Source organism: Acinetobacter sp. YH12021 (assembly GCF_013420145.1).
Classification (GTDB): domain Bacteria; phylum Pseudomonadota; class Gammaproteobacteria; order Pseudomonadales; family Moraxellaceae; genus Acinetobacter; species Acinetobacter towneri.
In genome coordinates this window covers 12,891-39,674 of record NZ_VOYT01000021.1, presented here as the reverse complement: position 1 = coordinate 39,674, position 26,784 = coordinate 12,891, and the positions used below count along the sequence as shown (strand labels likewise).

Sequence of the window (26,784 nt, the reverse complement as noted above, 5' to 3'; positions counted from 1 at the left end):
CAACAATACAAAAAATTTCTGTAAAATCGTACATGGTAGTTAGAGCCTTTGGGTTGTGTCGTAACTTTCTAAATGGCTCTAACTACCTTTTTTTCAAGGGCTTTTCTTATCCGTAATTCGGGTTATAAATAGTGTTCTAAACCATGTAGATAAATTCACCAATTTTATAATTTTCGTTTTACAAATAAATCTCTAAACGCTATGATACCAAGCACAAAAATGATAACTACATCACATATAATTATCATAAGGAATATGATCAATCCGCTAAAACTAGAAATTTGACAGCGCCAGAACAACAAAAGCCTCGGTCGGGACATCGACATGAGGCTTTTTTCTTGGCTAAGATTTTTTAAAGCTTAACCCGCTTGATGTTGAATCGGAATTTCACCAAACTTGCCTTGATTAAAATCTTCAAAAGCTTGAATGATTTCCTGCTTGGTATTCATGACAAATGGACCATAGCCTTGAATAGGTTCATTTAATGGCTTGCCTGTCAGCACTAAAAATTGCGTATCTTGCAGTGCTTCAAGCTGAATTAACGCTTCGCCATCTTGAGCAAATAACACCACTGAGTGATCTTGCACAAGTTGACTGCCATTGACCCGCACTTCACCTGCCAACACCACCAATAAAGTATTGTGATCTACCGGCACATGCAGCGCTTGGGTCTGTGCAGCTTTCAATTGTCCATCCCAAACATTGACAGGGCTAAAGGTGCTGGCAGGCCCAGATTGCTCTGCGTACTGACCTGCAATAATGCGTAAATGCCCCGCCTGATTTTCAAACTCAATTTTCGGAATATTTTGAGATTCAATGGCTTGATAACGTGGCGATGTCATTTTGTCTGCGGCAGGCAAATTCACCCAAAGCTGCACCATTTCAAACAATCCGCCTTGTGCTGCATAGTCTTTGGAGTGAAATTCCTCATGCACCACACCCGCACCTGCTGTCATCCACTGCACATCGCCTGTTTTGATGGTGCCACCACCACCTGCCGAATCTTTATGCGTCACTTCGCCCCGATAGGCAAGCGTCACCGTTTCAAAACCGCGATGTGGATGCGAACCAACACCATGTTGTGCGGTAGTCGCATCAAAATGATACGGCGCTGCATAATCCAAGAGTAAAAATGGACTGATCGCCTGCCCTAAACGGTCATAAGAAAATAGATTTTTGACTGGAAAACCATCGCCCACCCAATGCATGTTTTGGTTGCGATATAAACCGATTATTTTTTTCATGTGTTACACCTATTGCTAGGAGAATAGATGTTTTGATCTTAATCGCTCATCACACCACAACCTAGTGCAAATTTGGCATACAGCATTGCAAGAATGGAATAATCTTGTTGAAACTTATACATGGTTAAACAAATCATGAGCATAAAAAATCCAGAAGCGAAGTTCTGGATTTTTAAAATTGAGTAAGATGACTCGATTAGATTTTACCAACCAAATCAATAGATGGTGCTAGGGTTGCATCGCCTTCTTTCCACTTGGCAGGGCAAACTTCGCCAGGATGTGCATGCACATATTGCGCTGCTTTTACTTTACGCAATAACTCTTGCGCGTCACGACCAATACCGCCTGCATTGATTTCTACAATTTGGATTTTACCTTCAGGGTCAATCACGAAAGTACCACGATCTGCTAAACCTTCTGCTTCAATCAGCACTTCAAAGTTTTTAGACAATGTCCAAGTTGGGTCGCCAATCATTGGATACTGAATCTTTTTAATTTCTTCTGAGGTGTCATGCCATGCTTTATGGGTAAAGTGCGTGTCTGTAGATACTGAGTAAATTTCCACACCCATTTTTTGGAATTCAGCATATTGATCGGCTAAATCGGCAAGTTCAGTTGGGCAAACAAAGGTGAAATCTGCAGGGTAGAAAAACACCACTGACCATTTGCCAATAAAGTCTTGCTCAGATACGTCAATAAATTGACCATTGTGGTAAGCGGTTGCGTTAAATGCCTTGACTTGGGTATTGATTAAACTCATGGATAATTCCTCATTTCATTTCAGGGATTGCTTATCTTGTGTAGTTAGAATACGAAAAACCAATGAATCGGTAAAACAGTGTTTTTTTATAAAAATAATCGGATTTACAAATTAACAATCCTATCATAGTTTGAAATTTAATCGAGAAAATAGATATTTGCTGAATATCTGCATAAAAAAACCCTTTGTCGAAACAAAGGGTTTGGATGATAATTTCCATTTTAATCAAATGGTTAGTCTAAAATGGCAAGTCATCATCTAAATCTGCTGGTGCGGTTGCAGGCGCCGCTTGCGGCTTCGGTGCAAAACCACTTGGGTTATTGTTGGCATAGCCACTACCCTGATTTTGGTTAAAACCACCTTGATTTTGGTTGCCATAACCCGCAGCCTGACCTTGATTCTGATTACCATAGCCACTTTGGTTATTGTTAAACCGTGGCTGTGCAAAACCGCCATCTTGTTGGTCAGATTGTCCACGATTACCTGAATCGAGCATTTGCATTTGATCACCACGAATTTCAGTGGTGTAACGCTCTTGACCATTTTGGTCTGTCCACTGACGAGTACGCAATGAACCTTCAATATATACCTTAGAACCTTTGCGTAGATATTGCTGTGCAATTTCACCTAAACGGTTATGCAACACAATACGGTGCCACTCTGTTTGCTCTTTACGCTCGCCCGTATTTTTGTCTGTCCAGACATCACTGGTTGCGATAGAAAATTGGGTGAGAGAACCCCCATTTGGGAAAGTTTTTGTTTCAGGATCGCGACCTAAAGTACCGACTAAAATGACTTTATTTACACCACGCATTAGACGTTTTCTTCCTATTTGTTTCTATTATTTACTTTATAAGAGTTATGCTTAAATGGCTACCTCTTTCCCAAACAAGTGCGTTAATTGTTGTCGCGCAGCATCATCAATATGCTGTTTATCAACCTTTACATACGCCACTTGTTGGTCAGACATCACCACGACCTCTTCAATACCACGAATTGCCAAAAGTTGAGAAGTCCATTCATCTGTTTCTCGGTTCTCAGGCAAACGCAACACCAAAGACGAAAGATAGCGCGGCTGCGCCAATCCAAAACTAACGAATAGCCAAATTATAGCAATCGCGGTCAAAATACTCCAACCCATTGCGGTGTGGTTGAGCATCAATAATTGTCCGCCAATCATCCCACCAAAGAATGCACCCAAAAACTGACTGCTGGCATTTACACCCATCGCGGTGGCTTTAGATTGAATTGGTGCAGCCTTTGACAACCACGAAGGTAATAAGGCTTCCATAACGTTAAAGGCAATAAAGAATAAACCCAAACCCAATAAAAGGATGTATTTCGATTCAAACCCGAAAATCAGCACCAACAGCCCTAAAATAATACCTGCAATCGCGGTCAGGAAAATGCCACGCATTTTGCGATATTTTTCTGCCAAAACAATGCTTGGAAATGCCACGAACAGACTGACCAACAACAATGGCAAATATACCCAGCCGTGATGCTGCAAAGGAATATCGGCAAATTGGATTAATTGCGAAGGCACATAAATAAACATGGCAGTCAGCAATAAATGTAGGGTAAATACCGATACATGCAGACGGTTTAAATCGCCCATTTTCAGGACTTGCTTTAACTGAGTGATATAGCCTTGCTGAAAATTACGATGATGACGCGTGACTTTAGGCACCAATAACAACATGAGAATCGCTGCTAGTCCCATCACTGTGGTGACCCAAAATAACCCTGAAATACCAACCCAGCCCGTAAGCCATGGCCCTAAACTAAAGGCCACCACAAAGGACATACCGATACTCATCCCCATCACCGCCATGGCTTTCATGCGGTTTTCTTCGCGGGTCACATCGGCCAGTAATGCCATCACCACGGCAGATACTGCGCCACCACCTGCAATGGCACGACCAATAATCACGCCATAAATGGTGTCAGACATGGCTGCAATTGCACCACCCAAAGCAAACAGTAATAAGCCAAAAACCACCAATGGCTTACGGCTATAACGGTCTGCAATTAAGCTAAACGGAATTTGTAAAATGGCTTGGGTGAGTCCATAAACACCAACGGCAAGACCAATCAGTGCAGGAGTTGAGTATTGATATGACTGCCCTGCTACTGAAAATACAGGAATAATCATGAACAGACCCAACATGCGCAATGCAAAAATACTGCTTAAAGCAAAGGTCGAGCGGCGTTCTAAGGCATTCATCATATCAATCGACTAAAACTAAATAATTTTGAATTTGCAGATATCCTACAACATTCAGCTTAAGGATGCTGATTTTTCCCGATGTTTATTCAACAGACCCTACTTTTTCAATAAAAAAGGGCGCAACGTTGTGCACCCAAATTTATATTTTATACAGTCTTCATCACCGTATTGCTCTGTGATTTCGCGGCAATACAGCAACGGGCATCACCATAGCATTAACCCGCTTTTGCCTGACGTTTTTTAAATTGAATAGATGCAATCACCGCCCAAACAATAAAGGCAACACCAATTAAACCTGTCACCACTTCTGGCACATGCAAGCCTGTACCGCTGGCAATCATAATAAAGGCCAACGCACCAATCGCATAGTGCGCACCGTGTTCAAGGTAAATATAGGCATCCAACGTGCCTTTTTCGACTAAATAAATCGTCATCGAACGCACGAAAATTGCACCAATCGCCAAGCCTAACATGATGATCACCACATCAGAGGTGATTGCAAATGCACCAATGACACCATCAAAACTGAACGAGGCATCTAGCACTTCCAGATATAAAAAGCCCCCAATACCCGCTTTCACCACGCCTGTCGGTACGCCATTTTCGTCATGACGCACAGCATTGCCCTGTTCATCGACCTCTGGTTCACCGCCCAACATGTGACTCAGCACTTGTACGCCAATATAAATCACGATGCCCCAAATACCCGCCATCGTCACCACAAGGCGCTTATCTTCCACCACATTGGCCGCCATGATTAACAAAGTCACTAAGGCCAAAAATACCGACATGGCAGGCACGCTTGCCAGATTGCTCAAACGACGCTCAAACCATCTAAACCAGTGCGTGTCTTTTTCATCATCCAAGAAAAAGTTTAGGAAAACCATCAACAAGAATGCGCCACCAAAAGCAGCAATTTCAGGGTGATGTGCCATCAGTTTAGCCGAATATTGCTTCGGATCATTCAATGCCAGTTGCACCACTTCCATCATGCCCATATCGGCAGTGACCGCCACAATGACCACAGGGAAAATTAAACGCATACCAAAAACTGCAATGATAATCCCCACGGTTAAAAACAGCATTTTCCAGAAATGATCCCAACCGCGCAGCACTGACGCATTCACCACCGCGTTATCAAACGACAACGACACTTCCATAATCGCCAAAATTGCGGTAATGGTTAGTGCGGTAAGCATGGTTTGCACACCTGCTTCTGGGCCATGGGTATAGCCCCAGTATGCAGATAGCGCAAGACACACAATCGAAAATACGATTGAGAAACCAAAATGTTTCATCATGAGAAACGACCTATCACTATATTTTGATCTGAACTTTTCATCTGCCGAATCTGTACCATCAACGCAAAGTACAGTTTTGATTAAGCTTTAACAGATACAAAAATTCTGAAAATTGAATTGCCCGAATTTTAAATCGGACAAAAACTGAGAATGTAAAATTTTATGCTGCAATTATGACGCTTTTTCCTCAACTTCGGCAAAATTCTTCGTATGATTTTTGGTTTCCCGATCAGATACCGTGAAAACCGTGTTTTTCATTCCCAAACTACTATAGTGAAATGCAACGACATATTAGGAATTTAGGATGCGCTTTTCTCAAGACGCTTGGCAACGTAACCTTGCCCTTTATCACAATACGCTCGCTTTACCATTTAATCAGGAGTTGGCACAAGGCACCTTAAGTAAAGCTGCTTTTGCACATTATGTGATTCAAGATTCACATTACTTAATTGCCTACGGGCGTGCACTGGCAGTCTGTGCGGCTAAAGCTTTTGATGCAGATGATATTATTCAGTTCGCAGATGCCGCCAAAATCGCAATTGTGGTGGAACGTACCTTACATGACAGCTTTATGCAGGAGTTTGATATTTCCAAACAGGAATTTGAAAGTACTCCACTGACCCTTGCCTGTCATCACTACACTTCTTATTTAGTCGCAACCGCATGGTCAGAAAGCTATCCTGTGGTATTGGCATCACTACTGCCATGTTTCTGGATTTATGCCGAAGTTGGTAAAGATATCGTCAATAATTCTGCACCGAATAATCCGTATCAGGCATGGGTCGATACCTATTCGGGCGAGGAATTCCACACCGCAGTCAATAATGTGATTCAAACCATAGACCGTGTTGCTGCGCGCTGTGATGCCGATACCCTTGAAAAAATGCACCACGCCTACACCAAAGCTGCAGAACTGGAATGGTTATTCTGGGATAGCGCCTATCATCAACGTCAGTGGCCGGGTTTAGATCAAGCTTAACGGCCGCCCTCACGCACCGTATGGGGATCACTCCATACAGTGCGACAAGCCATGACCGATAAAGCATGAAAAATAACACTTGAACAATTTTCATGCGCTATCATATATAGGTTTTTCATTTGCAAAATATCGAGAAGTTTTTATGAGCCAAAGTCATATCCGTATTCGAGGTGCACGTACCCATAACCTAAAAAACGTGAACCTTGATATTCCACGCGATAAATTTGTGGTAATTACGGGTTTATCTGGTTCAGGAAAATCTTCACTGGCGTTTGATACCCTTTATGCCGAAGGACAGCGTCGTTATGTCGAATCGCTTTCTGCATACGCACGCCAGTTTTTATCGCAAATGGAAAAACCTGAAGTCGACTCGATTGAAGGTCTAAGTCCCGCAATTGCCATTGAACAGAAATCGACCAGCCATAACCCGCGTTCAACCGTGGGTACCATTACCGAAATTTACGACTATTTGCGTTTACTGTATGCACGTGTCGGCACACCTTACTGTCCTGAACATGATTTACCAATGGTGGCGCAAACTGTTTCAGAAATGGTCGATGCTGTAAAAGCACTGGAAGAAGGCACTGCCTTAATGCTACTCGCGCCTGTGATTCGTGAGCGTAAAGGCGAATATGTGCATCTGTTTGAACAGCTACAAAGTCAGGGTTTTGTACGCGCCCGAGTTGATGGCGAAGTCATGGACATTGACCCACCACCAGAACTCGATAAAAAGAAAAAACATACCATTGAAGTGGTGGTAGACCGTTTTAAAGTCCGAGATGATTTGGGCAACCGTATTGCCGAAAGCTTTGAAACTGCACTGCGTTTAGGTGGCGATTTAGCCATTTTATCGTGGATGAATGCGGAACAACCTGATCGTATTTTTTCGGCCAAGCACTCTTGCCCGCAATGTGACCGTGCCGTGGCAGAACTTGAACCGCGCCTGTTCTCATTTAACAACCCTTTTGGCGCTTGTCCAACTTGTGATGGTTTGGGGACACGTAGCCATTTCAGTGCGGAAAAATTGATTCCAAACCCTGAACTGTCGATTAGTCAGGGCGCAATTCGCGGCTGGGACAGACAGCGTCCGTATTATTACAGCATGCTGGAAAAAGTCGCGGCACATTATGAACTCTCACTCGATACGGCATGGAATCAGCTGGACAGCGTGACACAAAAGAAATTCCTGTATGGCACAGGTAAAGACAAAATTGACCTGAGCTATACTGATGAACGTGGACGCCACCATAAACGTGTGATTGCGTTTGAAGGCGTGTTACCGCATTTAGAACGTCGTTACCGTGAAACCGAAAGTAATTATGTACGTGATGATTTGGCGCAGTATTTATCTAATGCTGCCTGTGATGCCTGCGGTGGTTCACGTTTAAATGAAATCTCTCGTAATGTCCGCGTGAAAGACAAAACCATTGCTCAAATTACCCAAATGTCGATTGGCGATGCCGAAGACTACTATCAAGGCTTAAATCTTGAAGGGGCCAAAGGTGAAGTCGCAGATAAAATCTTTAAAGAAATTCGTGAACGTCTGCACTTTTTAGTGTCGGTGGGTTTGAATTATTTAAGTCTGTCACGCTCCGCCGAAACTCTTTCAGGCGGTGAAGCACAACGTATCCGCTTGGCATCTCAAATTGGTGCGGGGCTTATGGGCGTGATGTATGTGCTAGATGAACCTTCAATTGGCTTGCACCAGCGTGACAATGATCGCCTGTTGGAAACCCTGATTCGTTTACGTGACTTGGGTAACACGGTGTTGGTGGTAGAACACGATGAAGATGCGATTCGCGCTGCCGACCATATTATTGATATTGGCCCAGGTGCAGGTGTGCATGGTGGACATATTATTGCCGAAGGCACCTATGCAGAACTGGCCGAACATGCAGACTCCCTAACAGGGCAGTATTTATCGGGCAAATTAAAAATTGAAGTGCCGAAAACGCGCACCCAACCGCCACATCCCGAACAACAAATTAAGCTAATGGGCGCAGCAGGACATAACCTGAAAAAAGTGGATCTCACTTTGCCTTTAGGGGTAATGACTTGTGTCACAGGCGTGTCGGGTTCAGGAAAATCCACCCTAATTAACCGTACTTTGTTGCCTTTGGCTGCAACACAATTAAATGGCGCAACTACATTAACCGCAGAAAAATTCGACTCGATTGATGGTTTGCAATATTTAGATAAAGTGGTGGATATTGACCAAAGCCCGATTGGGCGAACGCCACGCTCGAACCCCGCGACCTATACAGGCTTGTTCACTCCAATTCGTGAGCTGTTTGCGCAAACCCCTGAAGCTAAAGCACGTGGCTATGCAGCAGGACGCTTCTCCTTTAACGTTAAAGGTGGACGCTGCGAAGCTTGTGAGGGTGATGGCATGATTAAAGTTGCCATGCACTTCTTGCCAGATATGTACGTGCCTTGCGATGCCTGTCATGGTAAACGCTATAACCGCGAAACTTTGGAAGTCAGTTATAAAGGTCGCAATATTTCTGATGTTTTGGAAATGACCGTTGAAGATGCCATGCATTTCTTTGATGCCATTCCTGTGATTCATCGTCGGTTGGAAACGTTAAATCAGGTTGGCTTGGGTTATATCCGCCTTGGTCAATCAGCTACAACTTTATCTGGCGGTGAAGCACAGCGCGTAAAACTGGCGCGTGAACTGGCCAAACGAGATACAGGCAAAACCCTGTATGTACTGGATGAACCGACCACTGGTTTGCACTTCCATGACATTGCCAAATTGCTCGACATCCTGCATGAGCTACGCAACAAGGGTAATACCATTGTGGTGATTGAACACAACCTAGATGTGATTAAAACTGCAGACTGGATTGTCGATTTAGGCCCTGAAGGTGGTGCAGGCGGTGGACAAATCATTGCCGAAGGCACACCTGAAACTGTCGCAAAATCTAAAATTTCACATACCGCAAAATTCTTAAAACCGATGTTAAAAGGCTAAAATAGATTATTTCAGTTTTTAAGCCCATTCAAGTTTAAATACAGATTCAGCACAAACTTGTGCTGAATCTTTCACTCTAGGCTTTTTATCACTTCGGAAATGCTCGTGGATCAATTACTGTGACTTAGTCACCAGCAACGGCATTGCGCCCACGTGCTTTGGCTCTAAATAAGTGTTTATCGGCTTTTTCCAACAATCTGCTCCATGACGCAGCACCCACCGCCACGCCAGCACTGACCGACACTTGAATATAATCATTCAGTTCTGGAATAAAAATTTCTTGATTCACAATATGGCAGCGCAATTTATCTGCCAAATACAGCGCCTCAGTAAATTCTATTTGCTCAATCAAAACCAAAAACTCATCGCCACCATAACGCACCACCAAGTCTGAGGCACGGACATGTGCCTTGAGTGTATCGGCAATACATTTTAAGGCTTGGTCACCCACCACATGCCCGAAGGTATCGTTAATGTGTTTGAATTTATCCACATCCATAATAATCAGACCAGTTTTGCTCAATTTTTCAGGTCGATGTTCTAAATATTTGATGTATTCCTCAAGCGCCAAACGGTTGGAAACACCAGTTAAGGCATCGGTATTGGCAATATTACGCAGCTGAAATTCTAAAATATCACGCTGCTCTAGGCGTTGTTTTAATTTTTGAATGGCCTCTAAGAGCGTTACCTTGTCTGGATTTTGCGTCCCTTGAGCTTCATCATCATAAGCTGCCAAGCGTAAAATTTGGCTGCGTGCCTGAATTAAAGGAATAAAGACCTTTGAGCGCGCATAGACCATGGTGAAAATAGCAGCCAATAACGAAATAATTGACGCTACTAGGGTTAAAATGAAAATACGCTGAGCTTGATGATAATCTTTGTGCGCAACCTGCAAACTGTGCGCTAATATAAATGACTGCAAACTGACCACAGTGTTGAATTTATCCACCATTTTTTGGGTGAGTTCAGTGCCTGTCAATGAATAGGGTTGCCCATCAATACTTTGCTGAATCAATTGATTGACGATAGGAATTCCCTCATCCAGAAACTCCTTTTTTAATTGATCATGCAAAATATTATATTCAGGAATTTTATGTGCTTCAGGCAAAATGGTATGGATTAAATCCCACAAATAATAAGCTTGGCGTTGGGTTTGCAAAGAGCTCGCCAAATTGGTTTCAGGAATTTTTTCAGCAAACGTTACCGCGGCAATAATATTGGATGCCACCCTTCCCGCTTGATCACGCAAATCTGAAAGAACAAAAATCACACTATAATAGGTCGATACCGATGAGTCTTTTGCCACTGAATCGAGCATGACGTGTTTCAGCACATGTTGAGAACTGTCCCATGCCGCAAACATTTTTTGAATCGCATGATCCATCTGTTGAGAGCTACGTAAATGCTGTGAAGTTGCTGCATATTCATCGACCGCCTGACGCCCTTGTTCTAAAGCGGTCTTTAATTGATGCGATAAATGATGCGCATGGATAATAAAACCTTCTTTTCTTAAAATATTGATGGTCTGTTCTACTTGTTGATCCACGCCAGCACGGTACGCTTTCAATTCTTGTAAATTTTGCTGAAATTCAGCTGCTGAACTCGACATGACTTTGTTTGCAGGTGCTCGTTCACGCGAAATACTATTGGTCAGTTCAGCCACTTTGCCTAATACAGAAATTTCAATTAAAGCACGTTTTGTTTTTTGATAACTCTGATAACTATTCACCATCAGAGGAACGCAAATAAAAAGCAATGACACGATAATAATGATCATCGAGATCAACAGTCGCTGACTGATATGCTCTGTGCGCAATTTCATCATCATGCTAAGTTTCACCTACGTCATTATAACTGTGCAAAATCGTGGACTTAATCACTTAATCGGCGACTATATTACATGAGCAATCTTTAAATTACTTACAAAAAAGATAATAGGACTTACGCATTGACGGATTCAAAAAAGTATTAAAATACTTTATAAAGTATCTGTGATCAGACGAATTAAACATGCTTCTACAGCAACTTGTACATTACCCATTTACATGGGCTTTCTCATGACAGAACCGAACTCTATTAGCTGCACACAACTTGCCGAGACTTATAACATCTCGCATGATAGTGTAAATCGCTTTCTAGAACGTGAAGACTACACACCTCACGACCTATATCAAGAAGCAATTCAACATATTGATAATAATAAACTTATAGTCAGTATTGATGATACTGTTTTAGATAAACCCTATAGTCAACATATGGACTTGGTTAGCTATTTTTGGTCAGGCAAACACCACCGATCCGTCAAGGGTATTAATCTCATTACCTTGTATGCGACAGATCAGAATGGTCAAAATATTCCAATTAATTTCCGAATTTATGACAAATCTGAAAGTAAAACCAAGAATGATTACTTTATGGATATGTTAAGTGAAGTACTCAGTTGGGGTGCAAAGATTCAATTTATTACAGGTGATAGTTGGTATTCATCGACTGGAAATCTAAAAACCATAAGAAAATATGGTATTCGATTTATGTTTGGTATCGACTGTAACCGTAAGGTTTCCCCAGAAAAAGGACAATGGTTTCAACTGCGTTTATTGCCAAATTTCCATCAGGGTCAAGTGGTCTGGCTCAAAGATTTTGGCTTTGTACAATTATTTAAGACTCAGTTAAAAGAACAGCAGAGGTTTTATATTGTGCATCAAGATGAAGATGATTTATTGTCCTTTGAGGGTTTTCATGAATTACATTCAAGTCATTGGAAAATAGAGCAATATCACCGGGTGATTAAACAGGTTTGTCATATTGAAAAGTTTCAAGTAAGACGATCTAAACTGATTTTGAATCATATTTTTTCAGCCTTGATGGCCTACGTCGAGATACAAAAGAACCAGTTTGAGCGGATCTTTGAAAATGTATATCGTTGGCAGAAGAAATTATTTAGACCAGTTATCAAAAACTTCATTGATGACTTTATTCTCGATAAAAATCATCTGCTACCACAGAGAATCTATAAATAATAGTGCGTAAGTCCTAGATAATTAATTCACTTATATTTTGAATTATTTGGTTTTTATCACCAAATCATAACAGCTAAATTGGATCTGATATTTTAAACCTGTCTAACTAGAGCATCTTATTCAAGAAAACGTCCAAAACCATACCCTGTGCCGATTTTCTTAAAACAACAAATACAAAAAATAATGTTTCAGCATGCAGAAAATATTTTACAGATGCAACATTTGGGTGCATAATGCACCTCATTAGGGCGAGTTTAGTTTTTCCTCAGCAGTAAACTAAATTTACCCGCAAATTTTGGCGAAAAATCCCAGTTTTTGAAAGAAAACTGGGATTTTTTTATGGGTTTTGATCATATCACACTCTCAAACTGCACCATATCAGTGCAATTTTCGCAAAACCATTTGCGTTTTCACATGCAAAAAAAAACCCAACCTTGGGGAAAGTTGGGCAGATAAAAAGCAAACAATTATGGAGAATCAGATCGCACTACTGGATGAACCAAGCTTAGGATTTGATGGTTAAATTATGAGATAAGTCACATAATTTACAAACCCGACTTAAGTAGTAGGACTTCATGGTGGAATTATGAAATAAATCACAGTTTATGTAAAGCATAGTCAACCAGTCTGATTTATTTTTATACAAATAGTCAAAATTAATGTGATTAAATTCACATTATGCCGACTATTCCACTCAAATTTATTCTGAACAGACCTTATTTTTAGTTTGTTTTTTATCCAAAAATCATGATTTCACCCTAAAACAGGTGAATTTTTCCGTTATTCTTCACTCTCCAAGAATTATTATTACAGATAATTTCAATTAAATTTATCGATTAATCCAATTAATGCTTTGCTTATTATTTCTACTTTTGTTGCAAAAACGAACATATCGACTTGTTATCCATACAGTTTTTAGGTTGACAGCAAAAATTTTATTTGAATATTTTTTAAACACCAAAGTCAATTGGACTTAATTCTTGAATAAAGTCCTTTTAGTTCATTGACTTAATAATTTGTTACACTAAAATGATCAATGTTTCATCCATTTTTAACAAAACTGGTAACTATCATGAAAAAACTCGGTTTAGCCACTGCATTATTATTAGCCATGACCGGTGCTCAAGCGTACCAATTCGAAGTTCAAGGTCAATCTGAATATATCGACAATACAGTAAACGATCAGGACTTTTATGGTGCCCTTCAAGGTACTTACTACTTCAAAAATGTTGATGCGACTAAAGGTCCATTGGCTGAAGCTGCGTTCTTAAACCAAGCATCTAATTTCTCATTAGCATATAACTATGGTGAAGACAAACTACCAGGTAATCGTGACGTTGTGCACGTGTATGGCGCTAAAGCTGAAGCGTATGTTCCAACTAAACTTGTTCCAGCGTATGCAAGTGCATCTTATAGCCATACTATCACAGACAATAAAACTGGCGAACCAAACGACAATGGCGACCGTTATGCCTTAGAACTTGGTGCAGTCGTTGCGCCTAACTTCTTGGTTGCTGTTGGTTATACAAGTGTTGCAGACCAGTATTCTTTAGATGCTTTCAACATTCTTTCTAATGGTGTTGCTAAAGCAGCTCTTGAATCACTTTCAATTGGCGAAGACCCAAACTATGACCAAGATGCAATCACTGCACGTACTAAGTACGTAGGTGCAATTGACGGCACCAATATGGCTGTTGGTTTTGAAGCTGGTCTTGTATATGGTGAAGACACTATGTACAACTTAAAAACAGATCTTTACTTAACACCAGCGCTTAGCGTAGGTGCTTCTTATGTAGAAACAAGTGCTGACTCTGTTGTCGATTCTGCTTGGGGCGCGAACGTAAACTACTTCATCACTCCTGCAGTTGCAGTTGGTGCTAGCTATGTAAATGCGAATGCTGTAGGCGAAGCTGTTGACACTCAAACTGTTGGTGTAAACGCTAAATTCCGTTTCTAATTTCACATTAGACACTGAAGTTAAAAAAGACGCTCATCTGAGCGTCTTTTTTATGCCTGAAATATGTCATGAAAAATTTGAACTGCCGTTTTACTCAGATGAATCATCATGGTGATGATGCGGTAGGTGGCGAATGTACTGCAATGCGATTAAACGTGACACGATCAATGCTAAATACATCACGCCACAGAACATTTGCAACATGGCAATCACCCGTGCTTCGGGACTGATCGGTATAAGGTCGGATAAGCCTGTCGCGGACTGCAAACTAAAACTTAAAAACAGTAAATCAAGCCAGCTTTGCAAACCTGCAGCATTTGGGTTCTGAAAACTTTGCGGAATCAAAATTTGACAGATGCTATATAAAAAAGCAAAACCCCAAGCAATTAAAGTAAACACTGCGGCAGCGGCAAACAGCTCATCTTTGGTTAAATAACGGTCATGGAACATATAGCGCAATAAACCATAGGCTGCACTAAAATAGGCTGCAGCTTCACAAGCATGACTCATCACCAAAATAAGAGGATGCCGCACACCTAGTAAAATAAAGAATGAAAAGAACAAAGCCGCATAAACAAAACTTAGACCCAAAACACTCAACATTGGCGTTTGTCGAATCACTTTAGCAATGAGCAGCAACACCAATACCCCCACCATCCACGTGATGACTTTATAGGGCATGTTGTGATGTGCAAAGAGTGAGAGCAGCAAAATCAAAAACTGCAAAAACAACAGCCATGCCGAAGGCAAGACCCGAAATCTTTTCCAGACATTGTCTAATATGTACATACATCTACTGCCTATTCTTTTTATATTGCATCCAACATAGCAGCTTATTTGCGCATGCAATGCAATCTCTCTGTATCAAAATTGCATATCTCAATAACCGTATCCACAAATGCTCAAAATATTTATCGGCATGCTTGCTCAAGCCAACATACAGGCATAAAAAAAGTCCCATGACTGGGACTTTTTTGAGGTGTTTCAGACCTTAGTGGTCAGATGCACCAGAGATACCAATACCAGTTTGTGAGCGTACGAACTGTGCATCGAATGCTTTACGTTCAGCTTGTGCTTGCGCAGAGTTGTCAGTGATAGAGAACAACCAGCAGCAGAAGAATGAAAGTGGCATTGCAAAGATCGCAGGACCGTTAAATGGGTTGATTGGTGTGTCAGAAATTTGAAGCGTATCTACCCAAACTGCTTTAGACAATATAATTAAGGTTACTGCTGAAGCTAAGCCTGCTACACCACCAATCACTGCACCGCGAGTCGTTAAGCCTCTCCAGAACATAGACAATACAAGTACTGGGAAGTTTGCACATGCTGCTACAGAGAATGCTAAACCTACCATGAACGCAACGTTTTGTTTCTCGAAAAGAATACCCAAGATCATTGCGAAGATTGCTAAGCCTAAAGTTGCAATTTTAGACATGCGAAGTTCAGATTCAGGAGTCGTTTGACCTTTCTTGAATACGTTAGCGTATAAGTCGTGAGAGATTGCTGAAGCACCAGACAATGTCAAACCAGCTACAACCGCAAGAATTGTTGCGAATGCTACCGCTGAAATGAAGCCCATGAACAAGTCACCGCCAACTGCGTCAGACAAGTGCACCGCAGCCATGTTGTTACCACCAACAAGTTCTAACTTGCCAGTCACTGCCATTTTCGCAACATCAAGGAATTGTGGGTTGTTGGATACATAAAGGATCGCACCAAAACCAATGATGAACGTTAATAGGTAGAAGTAACCAATGAAACCTGTAGCAACTACAACTGATTTACGCGCTTCTTTTGCATCTTTTACAGTAAAGAAACGCATCAAGATGTGTGGTAAACCTGCAGTACCGAACATTAATGCAAGACCAAGTGAGATTGCATCAATTGGGTTAGAAGCTAGCTTACCAGGACCCATAATGTTTGCAGCATCTGCCAAGCTCAAGTCATGTACTTTAGAGAATACTTGGATTGATTGCTCGAACATGTTAGTGAAGCTGAAGCCCACACCTTTCATTACCATGAAGGCCATGAAAGTTGCACCTGAAAGTAACATCACCGCTTTGATGATCTGTACCCAAGTTGTTGCCAACATACCACCGAACATTACGTAAGCCATCATGAGTAGACCCACGATTACTACAGCAATATTATAGTTCAAACCAAAGAGTAGTTTGATTAACTGACCCGCACCTACCATTTGTGCAATCAGATAGAACGCAACTACAACAAGTGAACTGAATGCTGCAAGGGTACGTACTGGCTTTTCAGCTAGACGGAACGATACCACGTCAGAAAGGTTATATTTACCTAAGTTACGTAAACGTTCAGCGATCAAGAACAATACAATTGGCCAGCCCACCATGAAGCCCAGCGAATATAGCAAGCCATCAAAGCCTGACATAAACACCATTGCGGAAATACCGAGGAACGATGCTGCTGACATATAGTCACCTGCAATCGCTAGACCATTTTGGAAACCAGAAATACCACCGCCTGCGGTATAGAAGTCCTTAGTACTCGTGGTTTGCTTCGCTGCCCATTTAGTAATGAACAAAGTTGCGCCAACGAAAATCAAGAACATAATAATTGCTGGCCAGTTGGTTGGCTGCTGTTCTGCTGCACCTAAATCTGGTCCTGCAAATGCCATACCTGACATTAATACAGTAGACGCAGCCAGTGCTTTCAATGAATTCCATTTCATCTTAGTGCGGTCCTTTCTCATGTGTAATTGCTTCAACTTCACGCATCGCTTCTTCATTCAACTGGTCAAGTTTGCCATTCGCAATTGATGAGTAAACTGCACATAAAATGAAAGATAAAACGATAATGCCCAGACCCAGTGGAATACCCCAAGTCGTCACACCACCTGAAATTGAACTCAATAAGAATTCTTTGTTATAGCCCACTAAAAGCATAAAACCTACGTACACAAACAACATGATTGCTGTTAATGTCCAACTTAGGTTACTTTTTCTGCGAACCATTTCTTTGAATTTTGGGTTTTGTAGAATGCGTTCTACTTGTACCTCATCCATAACCTGCTCCTTCAAGCGCCCTGCCTTAGGCGCAAATTTTTAATTCGAATTATTTCGAACTTAAAATTAACAATGTTGGAGCCGATTTGCAATTTAGACTTTGGTCGCTAAAAAAATGATCAACCTCAGCGCAAAGGCAATGGAATAGGCTATCATAGCCCTATTGTCGATACTTTTAAGGCATCATGAACAGCTGGCTCATTATGGGGGTTTTAGCCCTCTATATCGCATTACTTTTTATCTGTGCTTTCTATGGGGAAAAACACGCCAGTCGTTTAAGCACGCGTGGGCGCATGCTCATGTTCAGCTTAACTTTAGGGGTGTACTGTTCATCATGGACTTTTTATGGTGCAACGGGCGCAGCCGTTCGTGAAGGGATCATTTTTTTACCCATTTATTTAGGGCCATTGCTGTTTGTCGCTGTTGGTTATGATATTTGGCGACGTTTAGGTCGAGTGCGACAACACCACGCCATTTCATCGATTGCTGACTTTGTTGCTGCACGTTACGGTAAAAGCGGGCCATTGGCATCACTGGTCACAATTTTGGCGGTGATTGCAATTATCCCGTATTTGGCTTTGCAATTACGCGCAATTGCGCTCAGTGCCGCAGTGGTTTTAGATCAAAGCACCAATGTTGAAAGTACCACCAATGCAGTGTTATTCCTGACAGGTTTATTGGCTATTTTGGCGATGCTGTTTGGTACTCGACAAATTGCCAATACCGAACAACACGGCGGCTTAATGCTTGCGGTTGCCTTTGAGTCCTTTGTCAAACTATTTGCCTTGCTGGCGGTGGCTTTCTTCTTTGTATTTGAAGCACCTGACAATATTCATCAAATTGCCAATGATGTTTCAATTACCTTCCATGAAGTACAACTGTTTGGTGTGCCTGAAACTTTTTGGGTGCAAACCTTATTGGCGGCCTTAGCAATTATTTGTTTGCCACGTCAGTTCCACGTTGCTGTGGTCGAACTGCGCGATGAAAAGCATATTCGTGGTGCGCGCCGCTGGTTTGCCGTTTATCTGATTTTAACCACCATCGCGATTGTTCCAATTGCCAGTTGGGCCTTACACGCAGCTCCGCAATATTTAGCCATCCCAGATGTAGCAGTTTTGTCTTTACCACTCAGTTATAACCAAGACTGGCTAACGCTGTTGGCATTCTTGGGAGGATTCTCCGCCTCGACAGGAATGTTATTGGTATCTTCAGTAGCACTGTCGATCATGCTGAGTAATGACCTGATCATGCCTGCCTTGTGGCGTATGGGCATTTTCTCACGCCATGACAAGCGCTTACCTTTGGTACTGAAATTCACCCGACGCATTTGTATTTTAGCGGTGATGCTGCTCGGCTTCCTGTTCTTCAACTTCTTTAACGATATTGATCAACTTTCTGTGTTTGGCTTGTTGGCCTTTAGTGCAGTGGCACAGTTCTCCCCTGCCCTGATTGGGGGGTTATATTGGCGTGGTGGCAGTAAACAGGGCGTTTATGCAGGCTTAATTGTTGGATTTGCGATGTGGGCCTATACCCTGCTACTTCCGACTATTTTACGCAGCCTGCCAAGTCAGTTCAGCGAGTTTACCCGTGAATTTTTATTGCTGGGACCTTTAGGCATCAACTGGTTACGCCCTGAAGCCTTGCTTGGCTTTGAATCTTTTGCCCCGCTCACACATGGGGTGGTTTGGGCGCTCGGTTTAAATATTTTGTTATATGTTTGGGTGTCACGTATTTTCCGCCCAAGTGTGGCAGAACAGATTCAGGCCGAAAGTTTCTTTTATTATGAAACCAAGCCTTTGCCAACTCAGAACATGAGCAACGAGGTCAGCTATTCACATCAGGATGTAGCGCGTTTAAAAGTAGGCGATTTAATCACACTGGCAAAACGCATTACAGGCGAATCTCCAACCCGACAAGCCTTTGAGCAGTTTAGTCAGCAAAATAATGTGGTGCTGAATGAAAATGCCAATGCCAACGGCATGTGGTGGCGTTTTACCGAACAATATTTGGCAGGCACCATTGGTGCAGCATCTGCGCGTACTTTGCTCACCACTGCCATGGTCAATAACGGACTCGCTTTAGGGCAAGTTGCGAATATTCTTGACCAAGCCTCACAATGGCAACGCTTTAACCAAAACCTAATCATGACCATGATTGACCACATGACCCAAGGCGTGAGTGTGGTAGATGAAAATATGTGTTTGGTAGCATGGAATAATCAATATCTCAAACTATTTGATTATCCTAAAGATATTGTCTATGTCGGGTGCCCAATTGCCGATTTGATTCGCTATAACGCAGAACGTGGTGAATGTGGTCCGGGCTCAATTGAAGAACACGTGCGTAAACGTATTCACTGGATGAAAATGGGCAGTGCACACGAGTTTGAACGCATCCGTAAAGATGGTCGTGTAATTCAAATGCGTGGTAATCCAATTGAAGGCGGTGGTTTCGTGACCACCTTTGCCGATATTACCGCTTTCCGTGAAAACGAAGCCGTACTTGAAGCACGGGTACAAGATCGCACACAACAATTGGCCGATGCTTTGGCAGAACAGCAATTGGCACGTGAACAAGCCGACAAAGCCAATATGTCCAAAAGCCGCTTTATTGCCGCAGCCAGCCATGACTTATTACAACCTATGCATGCGGCCCGCTTATTTAGTACGGCTTTAGAGCAAACCATTCAGTCAGATGAAGACCGTAAAACCCTGCAGCAGCTAGACCGTGCCCTGCATGGTGCAGAAAGTATGCTTTCCGCCTTGCTGGATATTGCCCGTTTAGAGGGCGGTACCATTCAGCCAAAACGTCAGGCTTATCCACTGCATGATTTACTCAGCGATTTAAGCCTGCAATTTAAATCGATTGCGGCACAACGTGGCATTGAATTCCGTGTGCATGATGTGCAGTTCTGGATTGATACCGACCCACAATGGATTCGTCGTATTATCCAAAACTTTGTCAGCAATGCCCTGCGCTATACCGCCAAAGGGCGTGTTGTGGTAGGGGTACTGCGTTCTGCCGAGCATCCACAGCATATTCGGATTGGGGTTTGGGACACAGGCCCAGGCATTGCCGAAGAACAACGCATTAAACTGTTTCAGGAATTTGAACGTTGTGGACATACTTCACCTTGGGGTGAGCAAGGTCTGGGCTTAGGCTTGGCGATTGTGCAGCGTATGACCAGCCTGCTGAACTACCCTGTGCACGTGTATTCTGAACTGGGCAAAGGCTCTTGCTTTATGATTGAAGTGCCGATTGTAGAAGCACCAAAAGTGGTGGCAGCGCCTGTGCAAGTGGTACCAATGAAAACTAAAGCCTACAAAATTTTATGTCTGGATAATGATGAGACCATTTTGGAAGGCATGGCGACCCTGCTCAGCAAATGGGGCTATCACGTCTTCAAAGCCACCGAACCTGAACAAGCAATTGAGTTGATTCAACGTGAGCACATTCAAGTTTGGTTGGTCGATCAGCACTTAAATGATGATAAAATCGGTTTAGATTTTATTCTGGAACATCGTCAAGCCGATGTACCTGTGGCGTTAATTACTGCTGACTCTGATCCAGAATTACCGCAACGCTTAAAAGAACTCAACATCGTCTTGCTGAAAAAACCATTAAAACCAGCATCGCTACGTTCTTGGTTATCGGGTCTGAAAATTTCGGAGACTTGATTCACATACCTAACTTTGGCTAATTTGGGGCGCTCATCCCACAGAGATAAAGCTGAGATGAACGCACCGACCTTGTTACATTTTCTGGTTTGGTTACATTTGTTAGTCTGATGACCAAGCTTCACTTTACATAGCGAAATATGGCTACAATGAAAATCCAACACATTTGCTGTCAATATTGACAGCGATTGACCTGTGCAGCACACCAATTGACCAAACTTTTCAAAAACACTGCCTTTTGATGCGCTACAATTCTCATTAAATATCATGGTCAGATTCGCTATGGCAAAGTCTGACAAGATGGTAAGTGAATATGCTCAATAAATTTTACAATTTCTTTAATTGCCGAGTTTGTAAAGGCTTTTCTGAGCACATTGCAATACATTAGACTTTAGTCTTATACATCTATTGACTATCTGCGCGCATAACTAAGTACAAGAAATGATCAGCGCATTCATCTTCAAGCCACATCCAAACAAATTTCCTGCCCTATTAAGCGTTGATCGACCTGTTTTCACGTTTTAGGAAGAATCTCATGAATACCGTGAACCATGAACAGCAGCTCGCAGAACAAACACAGCAGCTACAGCGTCAATATGGCGTAAATGCGCTATTGCCCGAAATTCACTGGGATCGTCTGTTTCAAAACAGCAAACTCAAAGCTCCTCATCTACAAGCGCTGAATACCCTGTATCAAACCGCAGTACCCTTAGCCCTACAAGTCTTTGAAGAACTCAATTTTGATGTGTTTCGCCCTGCGGTGTATCAACCACAAGGTTTAGGTCTGTTCAACAAACTTTCAGCACAGGAGGAGCAATTACTGGATGTTTTGGAACAAGAAGCGCAAGGCTTAGATCAAAGCACCCGCCAGCATATTTGGAGTATGTTATTACGTGGTGGTGCGGTACTGGTCTTTAAAGCATGGTTAGGCAAAGTCAAAACAGATGAGGCACAACTCGATACAGCTCAATTTGATGAATTGTCCGATTTGCTGTTTATTAAAACCCCACCCTTTGAATTGGCAGAACGCTTGAATATTAATGCACATGCCCCTGCCGAACATATTTTTCTGTTATATGGCAATGACGTGTATTTAGACCGTTTTAACAGTCTTGAAACGGCAGCCTTATTTGTCGATTTAGGCGTGTACGATGCTGCGTTTATAAGCCTGAGAGATGACCACGTTGCAAAATACCTGATTGGACAAGGCTATGTCAGTGAGCAGCAAATTGATGAATTGCAATGTGCCTTAAATCCTTTGAATTGTGCCGATTTAAATCCAAAACAGAACTATATTGCTTAGTGTGAGTTGAAGACTTAAATTCCAAGTAATCACATCGCAAACCCCATCCTATTCCAAATAAAAACAAGGCGTGCAATAACACGCCTTGTGGCTTATTTCATTAACAATACACGAATGAATTTTGCTTAAAACGTCACACGTTTATAATCACGATATTCAGGCTTCCAGAAATTAGCCTCAATTGCCTCTCGTAATGCCTCATCACTCATGACAGCTGCAACGCCTGCATCCATTGCTGCTTTTGCGACTCTAAATGCAATAAATTTAGACACCTGCTGAATTTCATTTAAATCAGGCAATAAATCTGCATTTGGATCCTGCAACAATGGTGAGCAGTCCGCCAGCGCATTACTTGACGCAATCAGCATACTGTCTGTCACACGTGTAGCCCCTGCAGCGATTACTCCTAAGCCTATACCTGGGAAAATATACGAGTTATTGCATTGGGAAATATTATAAAGTTTGCCCTGATAGTTCACTGGCTCAAATGGGCTACCTGTTGCAATTAAGGCCTTGCCTTCAGTCCACTCCAAAATATCGGCAGGAAATGCTTCAACTTGTGAGGTTGGATTTGACAATGGCAACACAATTGGACGCTCGCAATTGGCAGCCAAGGTTTTAATCACCTCTTCAGTAAATAAACCCGGTTGCCCCGAAACCCCAATCAATACCGTTGGCTTGGCGTTTTGAATGACGTCCAACAGCGAAATCACACCTTCAGGATTGCCCCAATGTGCAACACGTTCAGGACTTTGTGCCAATTTACGTTGGAAATCGAGTAAGTTTGGCTGATTGCTGGTGAATAAACCAAAACGATCCACCATAAACACGCGAGCGCGCGCTTCAGCATCGCTTAAACCTTCGACCACCATTTGCGCCACAATTTGCTCGGCAATACCACAACCTGCCGAACCTGCACCCAAAAAGGCAATGGTTTGATCTTTCAACTGCTTACCTGCAGCCCGTGATGCTGCAATTAAGCTGCCCACAGAAACGGCTGCCGTACCTTGAATATCATCATTAAAACAACAAATTTGATCACGATATTTGTTTAATAACGGCATGGCATTTTTCTGGGCAAAATCTTCAAATTGAATCAAGGCCTTTGGCCAGCGACGTTTTACCGCATCGAGCACTTGATCGACAAATTGATAGTATTCCTCACCACTAATACGTGGCTGATTCCAGCCCATATAGATCGGATCATTCAGTAATTGTGGGTTATTGGTGCCTACATCTAAGGTAATGGGTAAGGTATAGGCAGGACTAATACCGCCACATGCTGTATATAAAGACAGTTTCCCAATTGGAATACCCATGCCGCCAATGCCCTGATCACCCAAGCCTAAAATACGCTCACCATCGGTAATCACAATCACTTTGACATTCTTTTTATTGATGTTTTGTACAATGTCATCAATATGGGCACGATCTGGATAGGAAATAAAAATACCCCGATGACGGCGGTAAATATCGGAAAAACGCTGACATGCCTCACCCACTGTTGGGGTGTAAATAATAGGCATCATTTCACTCAAATGCTGTTCAATCAGGTGATAAAACAGGGTTTCATTGGTGTCCTGAATGTTGCGCAAATAAATATGCTTGTTGATGGCATCGCTAAAAGCAGAATATTGCTGATACGAACGCTGGCTTTGTTCTTCAATATTTTCAATTGCATGTGGAATTAAGCCATGCAAGTTAAAACGGGTGCGTTCTTCTTCTGAAAATGCAGAACCTTTATTTAATAAAGGCAATTCTAAAAGGCCGTTGCCCGCATAGGGAATATATAAAGGACGTTTCTGCTGCAAATTTGCGGTTGTCATTGTTCATCTCATTCTAATCGGTTGCTGATGGCGCATGGATTGAGATGCACCATCTGACATCTGACTAGCTTAGCCCCTTTTGCAGCAAAGGGGGCATTTAGAAGTTTGATAACCAAATCTGAATGATTTTTATTTCTGATAACCTATGTTTTTGAGTACTAGGTTCTTTGCATCAACCTAAACAGAGAACAGATCACGATTATTTCGGTGGCTGTAAAGGTGACATATCGACAATCAGGCTAGCAAATTTACGCACCATCGGCAAAACAAACAGCACCACTGGAAAAGCAAAGGCCCAAGAAATCATCCAGTTATTGAACCAGAGTGTAAAAAAACCATCTATCCAGCCTAAATTACGAATCATATTGATGAAGGAAATGATGCCACTCATCAAACACGATAAAAAGAAAGGAATCACCACGGTGGCCCATTTCATGGGTAACTTGGGTACATTGCCAAAAATCATTGCACGTTGTTTCATGCCATAGCCTTTTGCCTGACTTTATTGGCGGATACTATGCCATGAATTGCTTAGAGAAAGGATGATTTTTCAGGCAATGTATTGCTTTATATCCACCTACCGCAAAATTCGATAAAGCATACAATTGCATTCCCCTAAAGCCCCTGAAATTTGCTATATTTAGCGTTTTTCTGCACATCTATTTTTCGACTCAATATGAATACGGCAATACAAGCAGCGCTCGAGCATGCAGTGCAATCCCTTCAAGCTGAAGGTGTACTCCCATCTGACTGGAACAATACGAGTAATTTAACCCGTACCAAAGACCGCAGCCACGGTGATTTCGCATCAAATATTGCCATGATTGCCTCTAAAGCCGCAGGCATGAAGCCACGCGATTTAGCCGAAAAAATTCTTGCTGCTCTGCCTGAAGTTGCAGACATCAGCAAAGCAGAGATTGCAGGCCCTGGTTTTATTAACTTCTTTTTAAATGCCGACCAGCGTTTTAGTGTTTTAGATCAAATTCAAGCACAAAAACAACAATTTGGACGCAGCCAAATCAATGCAGAAAAACGCATTCAGGTCGAATTCGTTTCTGCCAACCCAACTTCAAGCCTGCACGTAGGACATGGTCGTGGTGCGGCTTATGGTATGACAGTTGCCAATTTACTTGAAGCCACAGGTGCCAAAGTTGAACGTGAATACTATGTCAACGACGCAGGTCGCCAAATGGATATTTTGGCGACTTCGACTTATTTGCGATATTTGGAACTGGCTGGACAAACACTGGTTTTCCCGAAAAATGCTTACCAAGGCGATTATGTTAAAGACATTGCACAAAGCATTTTAAAACAAGATGGTGAACGTCATGTACGCCCTGTTGCTGCTGTGTATGACAATGTGCATGAAGACGTGCAATATGCTGCAGAACTCGATGCCGATGGCAACAAAGTCGTGGTATCGGGCGATAAAGAAAAACACATTGATGGTTTGATCTTCAATTCACAAAATCTCTTGGGCGATGACTATCGCGTATTCCACCAAGCTGCCTTGAACGCCATTTTGGCCGATATTAAAGATGACTTAGGCGAATTTGGCGTGACCTTTAACCAATGGTTTAGCGAAGCATCATTGACTGAAAAAATTGATGAAGCCCTACAAACACTAGATCAACGTGGTTATCTATACGAACAAGACGGCAATATCTGGTTTAAATCGACCGCATTTGGCGATGAAAAAGACCGTGTGGTGAAACGCCGCAATGGTCAAACCACTTACTTTGCTTCAGACATTGCTTATCACCTGAATAAATTACAACGTGGCTACACAGACCTAATTGATATTTGGGGTTCAGATCACCACGGTTATATTTCACGTGTGAAAGCGGCCATTGATGCACTAGGCTACGACTCGAAAAAATTAACGGTACTGTTAGTGCAGTTCGTGAGCTTATGGCGTGGTGGTGAAATGGTACAAATGTCATCCCGTTCAGGTCAGTACGTGACCTTGCGTGATTTGCGTAAAGAAGTCGGCAACGATGCTGCACGTTTCTATTACGTCATGCGCAAATCTGAACAGCACATTGACTTTGACCTAGATTTGGCCGTTTCACAAAGTAAAGACAATGCGGTCTACTATATTCAATATGCTCATGCACGTATTTGTCGTATGCTCGAAAAAGCTGCTGCTACGCAATTGAATTTTAATGCGACAACTGCACGTCAGTTTGCCGCTAAACTTGAGCTAGATGCTGAAACTGAAATTTTAGCCAAACTGGCTGCGTATCCTGAAATTTTAGTACGTGCTGCCAACAGCCACGAACCGCATCAGGTAGGTAACTATTTGAAAGAATTAGCAGCATTGTTCCACGGTTGGTACAATGAGCATAAAGTTCTGAATGATGATGCAGCCTTGACTCAAGCACGCTTATTGCTTTCAGTAAACGTACAACAAGTCTTGTGTAATGGTTTAGAATTATTAGGTGTCTCTGCACCAGAAACAATGTAAAAGCCAAA

The 26,784-nt window shown here is 42.2% G+C and carries 18 protein-coding genes; 7 read left to right on the top strand and 11 right to left on the bottom strand.

Translation table 11 applies throughout. The features are described 5' to 3' along the window. Positions 1-359 precede the first annotated feature (359 nt). The 5 genes from FTT91_RS12545 to FTT91_RS12525 form a co-directional block, all read right to left on the bottom strand. A complete protein-coding gene (locus tag FTT91_RS12545; RefSeq protein WP_154321175.1) occupies positions 360-1,244 on the bottom strand; it encodes a pirin family protein in 885 nt (294 codons plus the stop codon). 196 nt (positions 1,245-1,440) lie between these two features. Continuing rightward, complete coding sequence (gene ahpC, locus FTT91_RS12540; protein WP_178867370.1) at positions 1,441-2,004, bottom strand: alkyl hydroperoxide reductase subunit C; 564 nt, start codon at positions 2,002-2,004, stop codon at positions 1,441-1,443. Positions 2,005-2,242: 238 nt separating this feature from the next. Further along, the gene (ssb, locus tag FTT91_RS12535) at positions 2,243-2,818 is read right to left on the bottom strand and encodes a single-stranded DNA-binding protein (RefSeq protein ID WP_131261265.1); all 576 of its coding nucleotides are present in this window, start codon (positions 2,816-2,818) and stop codon (positions 2,243-2,245) included. Positions 2,819-2,869: 51 nt separating this feature from the next. Then, positions 2,870-4,234, bottom strand: a complete 1,365-nt coding sequence (locus tag FTT91_RS12530; protein ID WP_180169563.1) for an MFS transporter — start codon at positions 4,232-4,234, stop codon at positions 2,870-2,872. Between the two features lie 215 nt (positions 4,235-4,449). Continuing rightward, positions 4,450-5,535: a DUF475 domain-containing protein gene (locus FTT91_RS12525; RefSeq protein WP_004970195.1), complete on the bottom strand. Its 1,086-nt coding sequence runs from the start codon at positions 5,533-5,535 to the stop codon at positions 4,450-4,452. A 304-nt stretch (positions 5,536-5,839) separates the two neighbouring features. On the opposite strand from FTT91_RS12525, the gene tenA reads away from it, so the two are divergent. Both tenA and uvrA read left to right on the top strand, forming a co-directional pair. After that, positions 5,840-6,514 (top strand): thiaminase II, encoded by a 675-nt coding sequence (gene tenA, locus FTT91_RS12520; protein ID WP_180044104.1) that lies wholly within the window; start codon positions 5,840-5,842, stop codon positions 6,512-6,514. A gap of 142 nt (positions 6,515-6,656) precedes the next feature. Beyond that, positions 6,657-9,491 carry an excinuclease ABC subunit UvrA gene (gene uvrA, locus FTT91_RS12515; RefSeq protein ID WP_004970200.1) on the top strand — a complete coding sequence of 945 codons (2,835 nt, stop codon included), beginning with the start codon at positions 6,657-6,659 and terminating at the stop codon, positions 9,489-9,491. Between the two features lie 124 nt (positions 9,492-9,615). On the opposite strand, the gene FTT91_RS12510 is transcribed toward uvrA, so the two are convergent. Then, a complete protein-coding gene (locus FTT91_RS12510; RefSeq protein ID WP_180169564.1) occupies positions 9,616-11,316 on the bottom strand; it encodes a GGDEF domain-containing protein in 1,701 nt (566 codons plus the stop codon). Between the two features lie 166 nt (positions 11,317-11,482). On the opposite strand from FTT91_RS12510, the gene FTT91_RS12505 reads away from it, so the two are divergent. Then, on the top strand, positions 11,483-12,511 hold the full coding sequence (locus FTT91_RS12505; RefSeq protein ID WP_007116247.1) for an IS701 family transposase: 1,029 nt from the start codon (positions 11,483-11,485) through the stop codon (positions 12,509-12,511). 1,036 nt (positions 12,512-13,547) lie between these two features. Next, entirely contained in the window at positions 13,548-14,468 is a 921-nt protein-coding gene (gene omp33-36, locus FTT91_RS12500; RefSeq protein ID WP_257218176.1) for a porin Omp33-36, read from the top strand. Between the two features lie 90 nt (positions 14,469-14,558). Here omp33-36 and FTT91_RS12495 read toward each other — a convergent pair whose 3' ends face one another. The 3 genes from FTT91_RS12495 to FTT91_RS12485 all read right to left on the bottom strand — a co-directional run bounded on the left by FTT91_RS12495 (position 14,559) and on the right by FTT91_RS12485 (position 17,503). Continuing rightward, the gene (locus FTT91_RS12495) at positions 14,559-15,257 is read right to left on the bottom strand and encodes an ion channel (RefSeq protein WP_180169562.1); all 699 of its coding nucleotides are present in this window, start codon (positions 15,255-15,257) and stop codon (positions 14,559-14,561) included. A gap of 202 nt (positions 15,258-15,459) precedes the next feature. Continuing rightward, positions 15,460-17,169 (bottom strand): cation acetate symporter, encoded by a 1,710-nt coding sequence (locus FTT91_RS12490; protein ID WP_004970210.1) that lies wholly within the window; start codon positions 17,167-17,169, stop codon positions 15,460-15,462. A gap of 1 nt (position 17,170) precedes the next feature. Continuing rightward, positions 17,171-17,503: a DUF485 domain-containing protein gene (locus tag FTT91_RS12485; RefSeq protein ID WP_179994355.1), complete on the bottom strand. Its 333-nt coding sequence runs from the start codon at positions 17,501-17,503 to the stop codon at positions 17,171-17,173. A gap of 185 nt (positions 17,504-17,688) precedes the next feature. Here FTT91_RS12485 and FTT91_RS12480 point away from each other — a divergent pair, with 185 nt between their 5' ends. Both FTT91_RS12480 and FTT91_RS12475 read left to right on the top strand, forming a co-directional pair. Then, on the top strand, positions 17,689-21,180 hold the full coding sequence (locus FTT91_RS12480; RefSeq protein WP_180169561.1) for a PAS domain-containing hybrid sensor histidine kinase/response regulator: 3,492 nt from the start codon (positions 17,689-17,691) through the stop codon (positions 21,178-21,180). A gap of 535 nt (positions 21,181-21,715) precedes the next feature. Further along, positions 21,716-22,483 (top strand): hypothetical protein, encoded by a 768-nt coding sequence (locus tag FTT91_RS12475; RefSeq protein WP_180169560.1) that lies wholly within the window; start codon positions 21,716-21,718, stop codon positions 22,481-22,483. Between the two features lie 125 nt (positions 22,484-22,608). On the opposite strand, the gene FTT91_RS12470 is transcribed toward FTT91_RS12475, so the two are convergent. Together FTT91_RS12470 and FTT91_RS12465 are read right to left on the bottom strand one after the other, a co-directional pair. Beyond that, the gene (locus tag FTT91_RS12470) at positions 22,609-24,309 is read right to left on the bottom strand and encodes an NAD-dependent malic enzyme (RefSeq protein ID WP_180169559.1); all 1,701 of its coding nucleotides are present in this window, start codon (positions 24,307-24,309) and stop codon (positions 22,609-22,611) included. A 199-nt stretch (positions 24,310-24,508) separates the two neighbouring features. After that, positions 24,509-24,790: a DUF2798 domain-containing protein gene (locus tag FTT91_RS12465; RefSeq protein WP_180169558.1), complete on the bottom strand. Its 282-nt coding sequence runs from the start codon at positions 24,788-24,790 to the stop codon at positions 24,509-24,511. A gap of 195 nt (positions 24,791-24,985) precedes the next feature. Between FTT91_RS12465 and argS the strand changes: the two genes are divergently transcribed. Then, positions 24,986-26,776, top strand: a complete 1,791-nt coding sequence (gene argS, locus FTT91_RS12460) for an arginine--tRNA ligase (RefSeq protein WP_180169557.1) — start codon at positions 24,986-24,988, stop codon at positions 26,774-26,776. The last annotated feature ends 8 nt before the right edge of the window (positions 26,777-26,784 follow it).

What these genes read in the sequence shown, in the direction of transcription:
- FTT91_RS12465 (WP_180169558.1), bottom strand. Translation starts at nt 24,790, where the DNA reads ATGAAACAACGTGCAATGATTTTTGGCAATGTACCCAAGTTACCCATG.
- FTT91_RS12470 (WP_180169559.1), bottom strand. Translation starts at nt 24,309, where the DNA reads ATGACAACCGCAAATTTGCAGCAGAAACGTCCTTTATATATTCCCTAT.
- tenA (WP_180044104.1), top strand. Translation starts at nt 5,840, where the DNA reads ATGCGCTTTTCTCAAGACGCTTGGCAACGTAACCTTGCCCTTTATCAC.
- ssb (WP_131261265.1), bottom strand. Translation starts at nt 2,818, where the DNA reads ATGCGTGGTGTAAATAAAGTCATTTTAGTCGGTACTTTAGGTCGCGAT.
- uvrA (WP_004970200.1), top strand. Translation starts at nt 6,657, where the DNA reads ATGAGCCAAAGTCATATCCGTATTCGAGGTGCACGTACCCATAACCTA.
- FTT91_RS12485 (WP_179994355.1), bottom strand. Translation starts at nt 17,503, where the DNA reads ATGGATGAGGTACAAGTAGAACGCATTCTACAAAACCCAAAATTCAAA.
- FTT91_RS12530 (WP_180169563.1), bottom strand. Translation starts at nt 4,234, where the DNA reads ATGATGAATGCCTTAGAACGCCGCTCGACCTTTGCTTTAAGCAGTATT.
- FTT91_RS12525 (WP_004970195.1), bottom strand. Translation starts at nt 5,535, where the DNA reads ATGATGAAACATTTTGGTTTCTCAATCGTATTTTCGATTGTGTGTCTT.
- omp33-36 (WP_257218176.1), top strand. Translation starts at nt 13,548, where the DNA reads ATGTTTCATCCATTTTTAACAAAACTGGTAACTATCATGAAAAAACTC.
- FTT91_RS12545 (WP_154321175.1), bottom strand. Translation starts at nt 1,244, where the DNA reads ATGAAAAAAATAATCGGTTTATATCGCAACCAAAACATGCATTGGGTG.
- FTT91_RS12495 (WP_180169562.1), bottom strand. Translation starts at nt 15,257, where the DNA reads ATGTACATATTAGACAATGTCTGGAAAAGATTTCGGGTCTTGCCTTCG.
- argS (WP_180169557.1), top strand. Translation starts at nt 24,986, where the DNA reads ATGAATACGGCAATACAAGCAGCGCTCGAGCATGCAGTGCAATCCCTT.
- FTT91_RS12490 (WP_004970210.1), bottom strand. Translation starts at nt 17,169, where the DNA reads ATGAAATGGAATTCATTGAAAGCACTGGCTGCGTCTACTGTATTAATG.
- FTT91_RS12480 (WP_180169561.1), top strand. Translation starts at nt 17,689, where the DNA reads ATGAACAGCTGGCTCATTATGGGGGTTTTAGCCCTCTATATCGCATTA.
- FTT91_RS12510 (WP_180169564.1), bottom strand. Translation starts at nt 11,316, where the DNA reads ATGATGAAATTGCGCACAGAGCATATCAGTCAGCGACTGTTGATCTCG.
- FTT91_RS12475 (WP_180169560.1), top strand. Translation starts at nt 21,716, where the DNA reads ATGAATACCGTGAACCATGAACAGCAGCTCGCAGAACAAACACAGCAG.
- ahpC (WP_178867370.1), bottom strand. Translation starts at nt 2,004, where the DNA reads ATGAGTTTAATCAATACCCAAGTCAAGGCATTTAACGCAACCGCTTAC.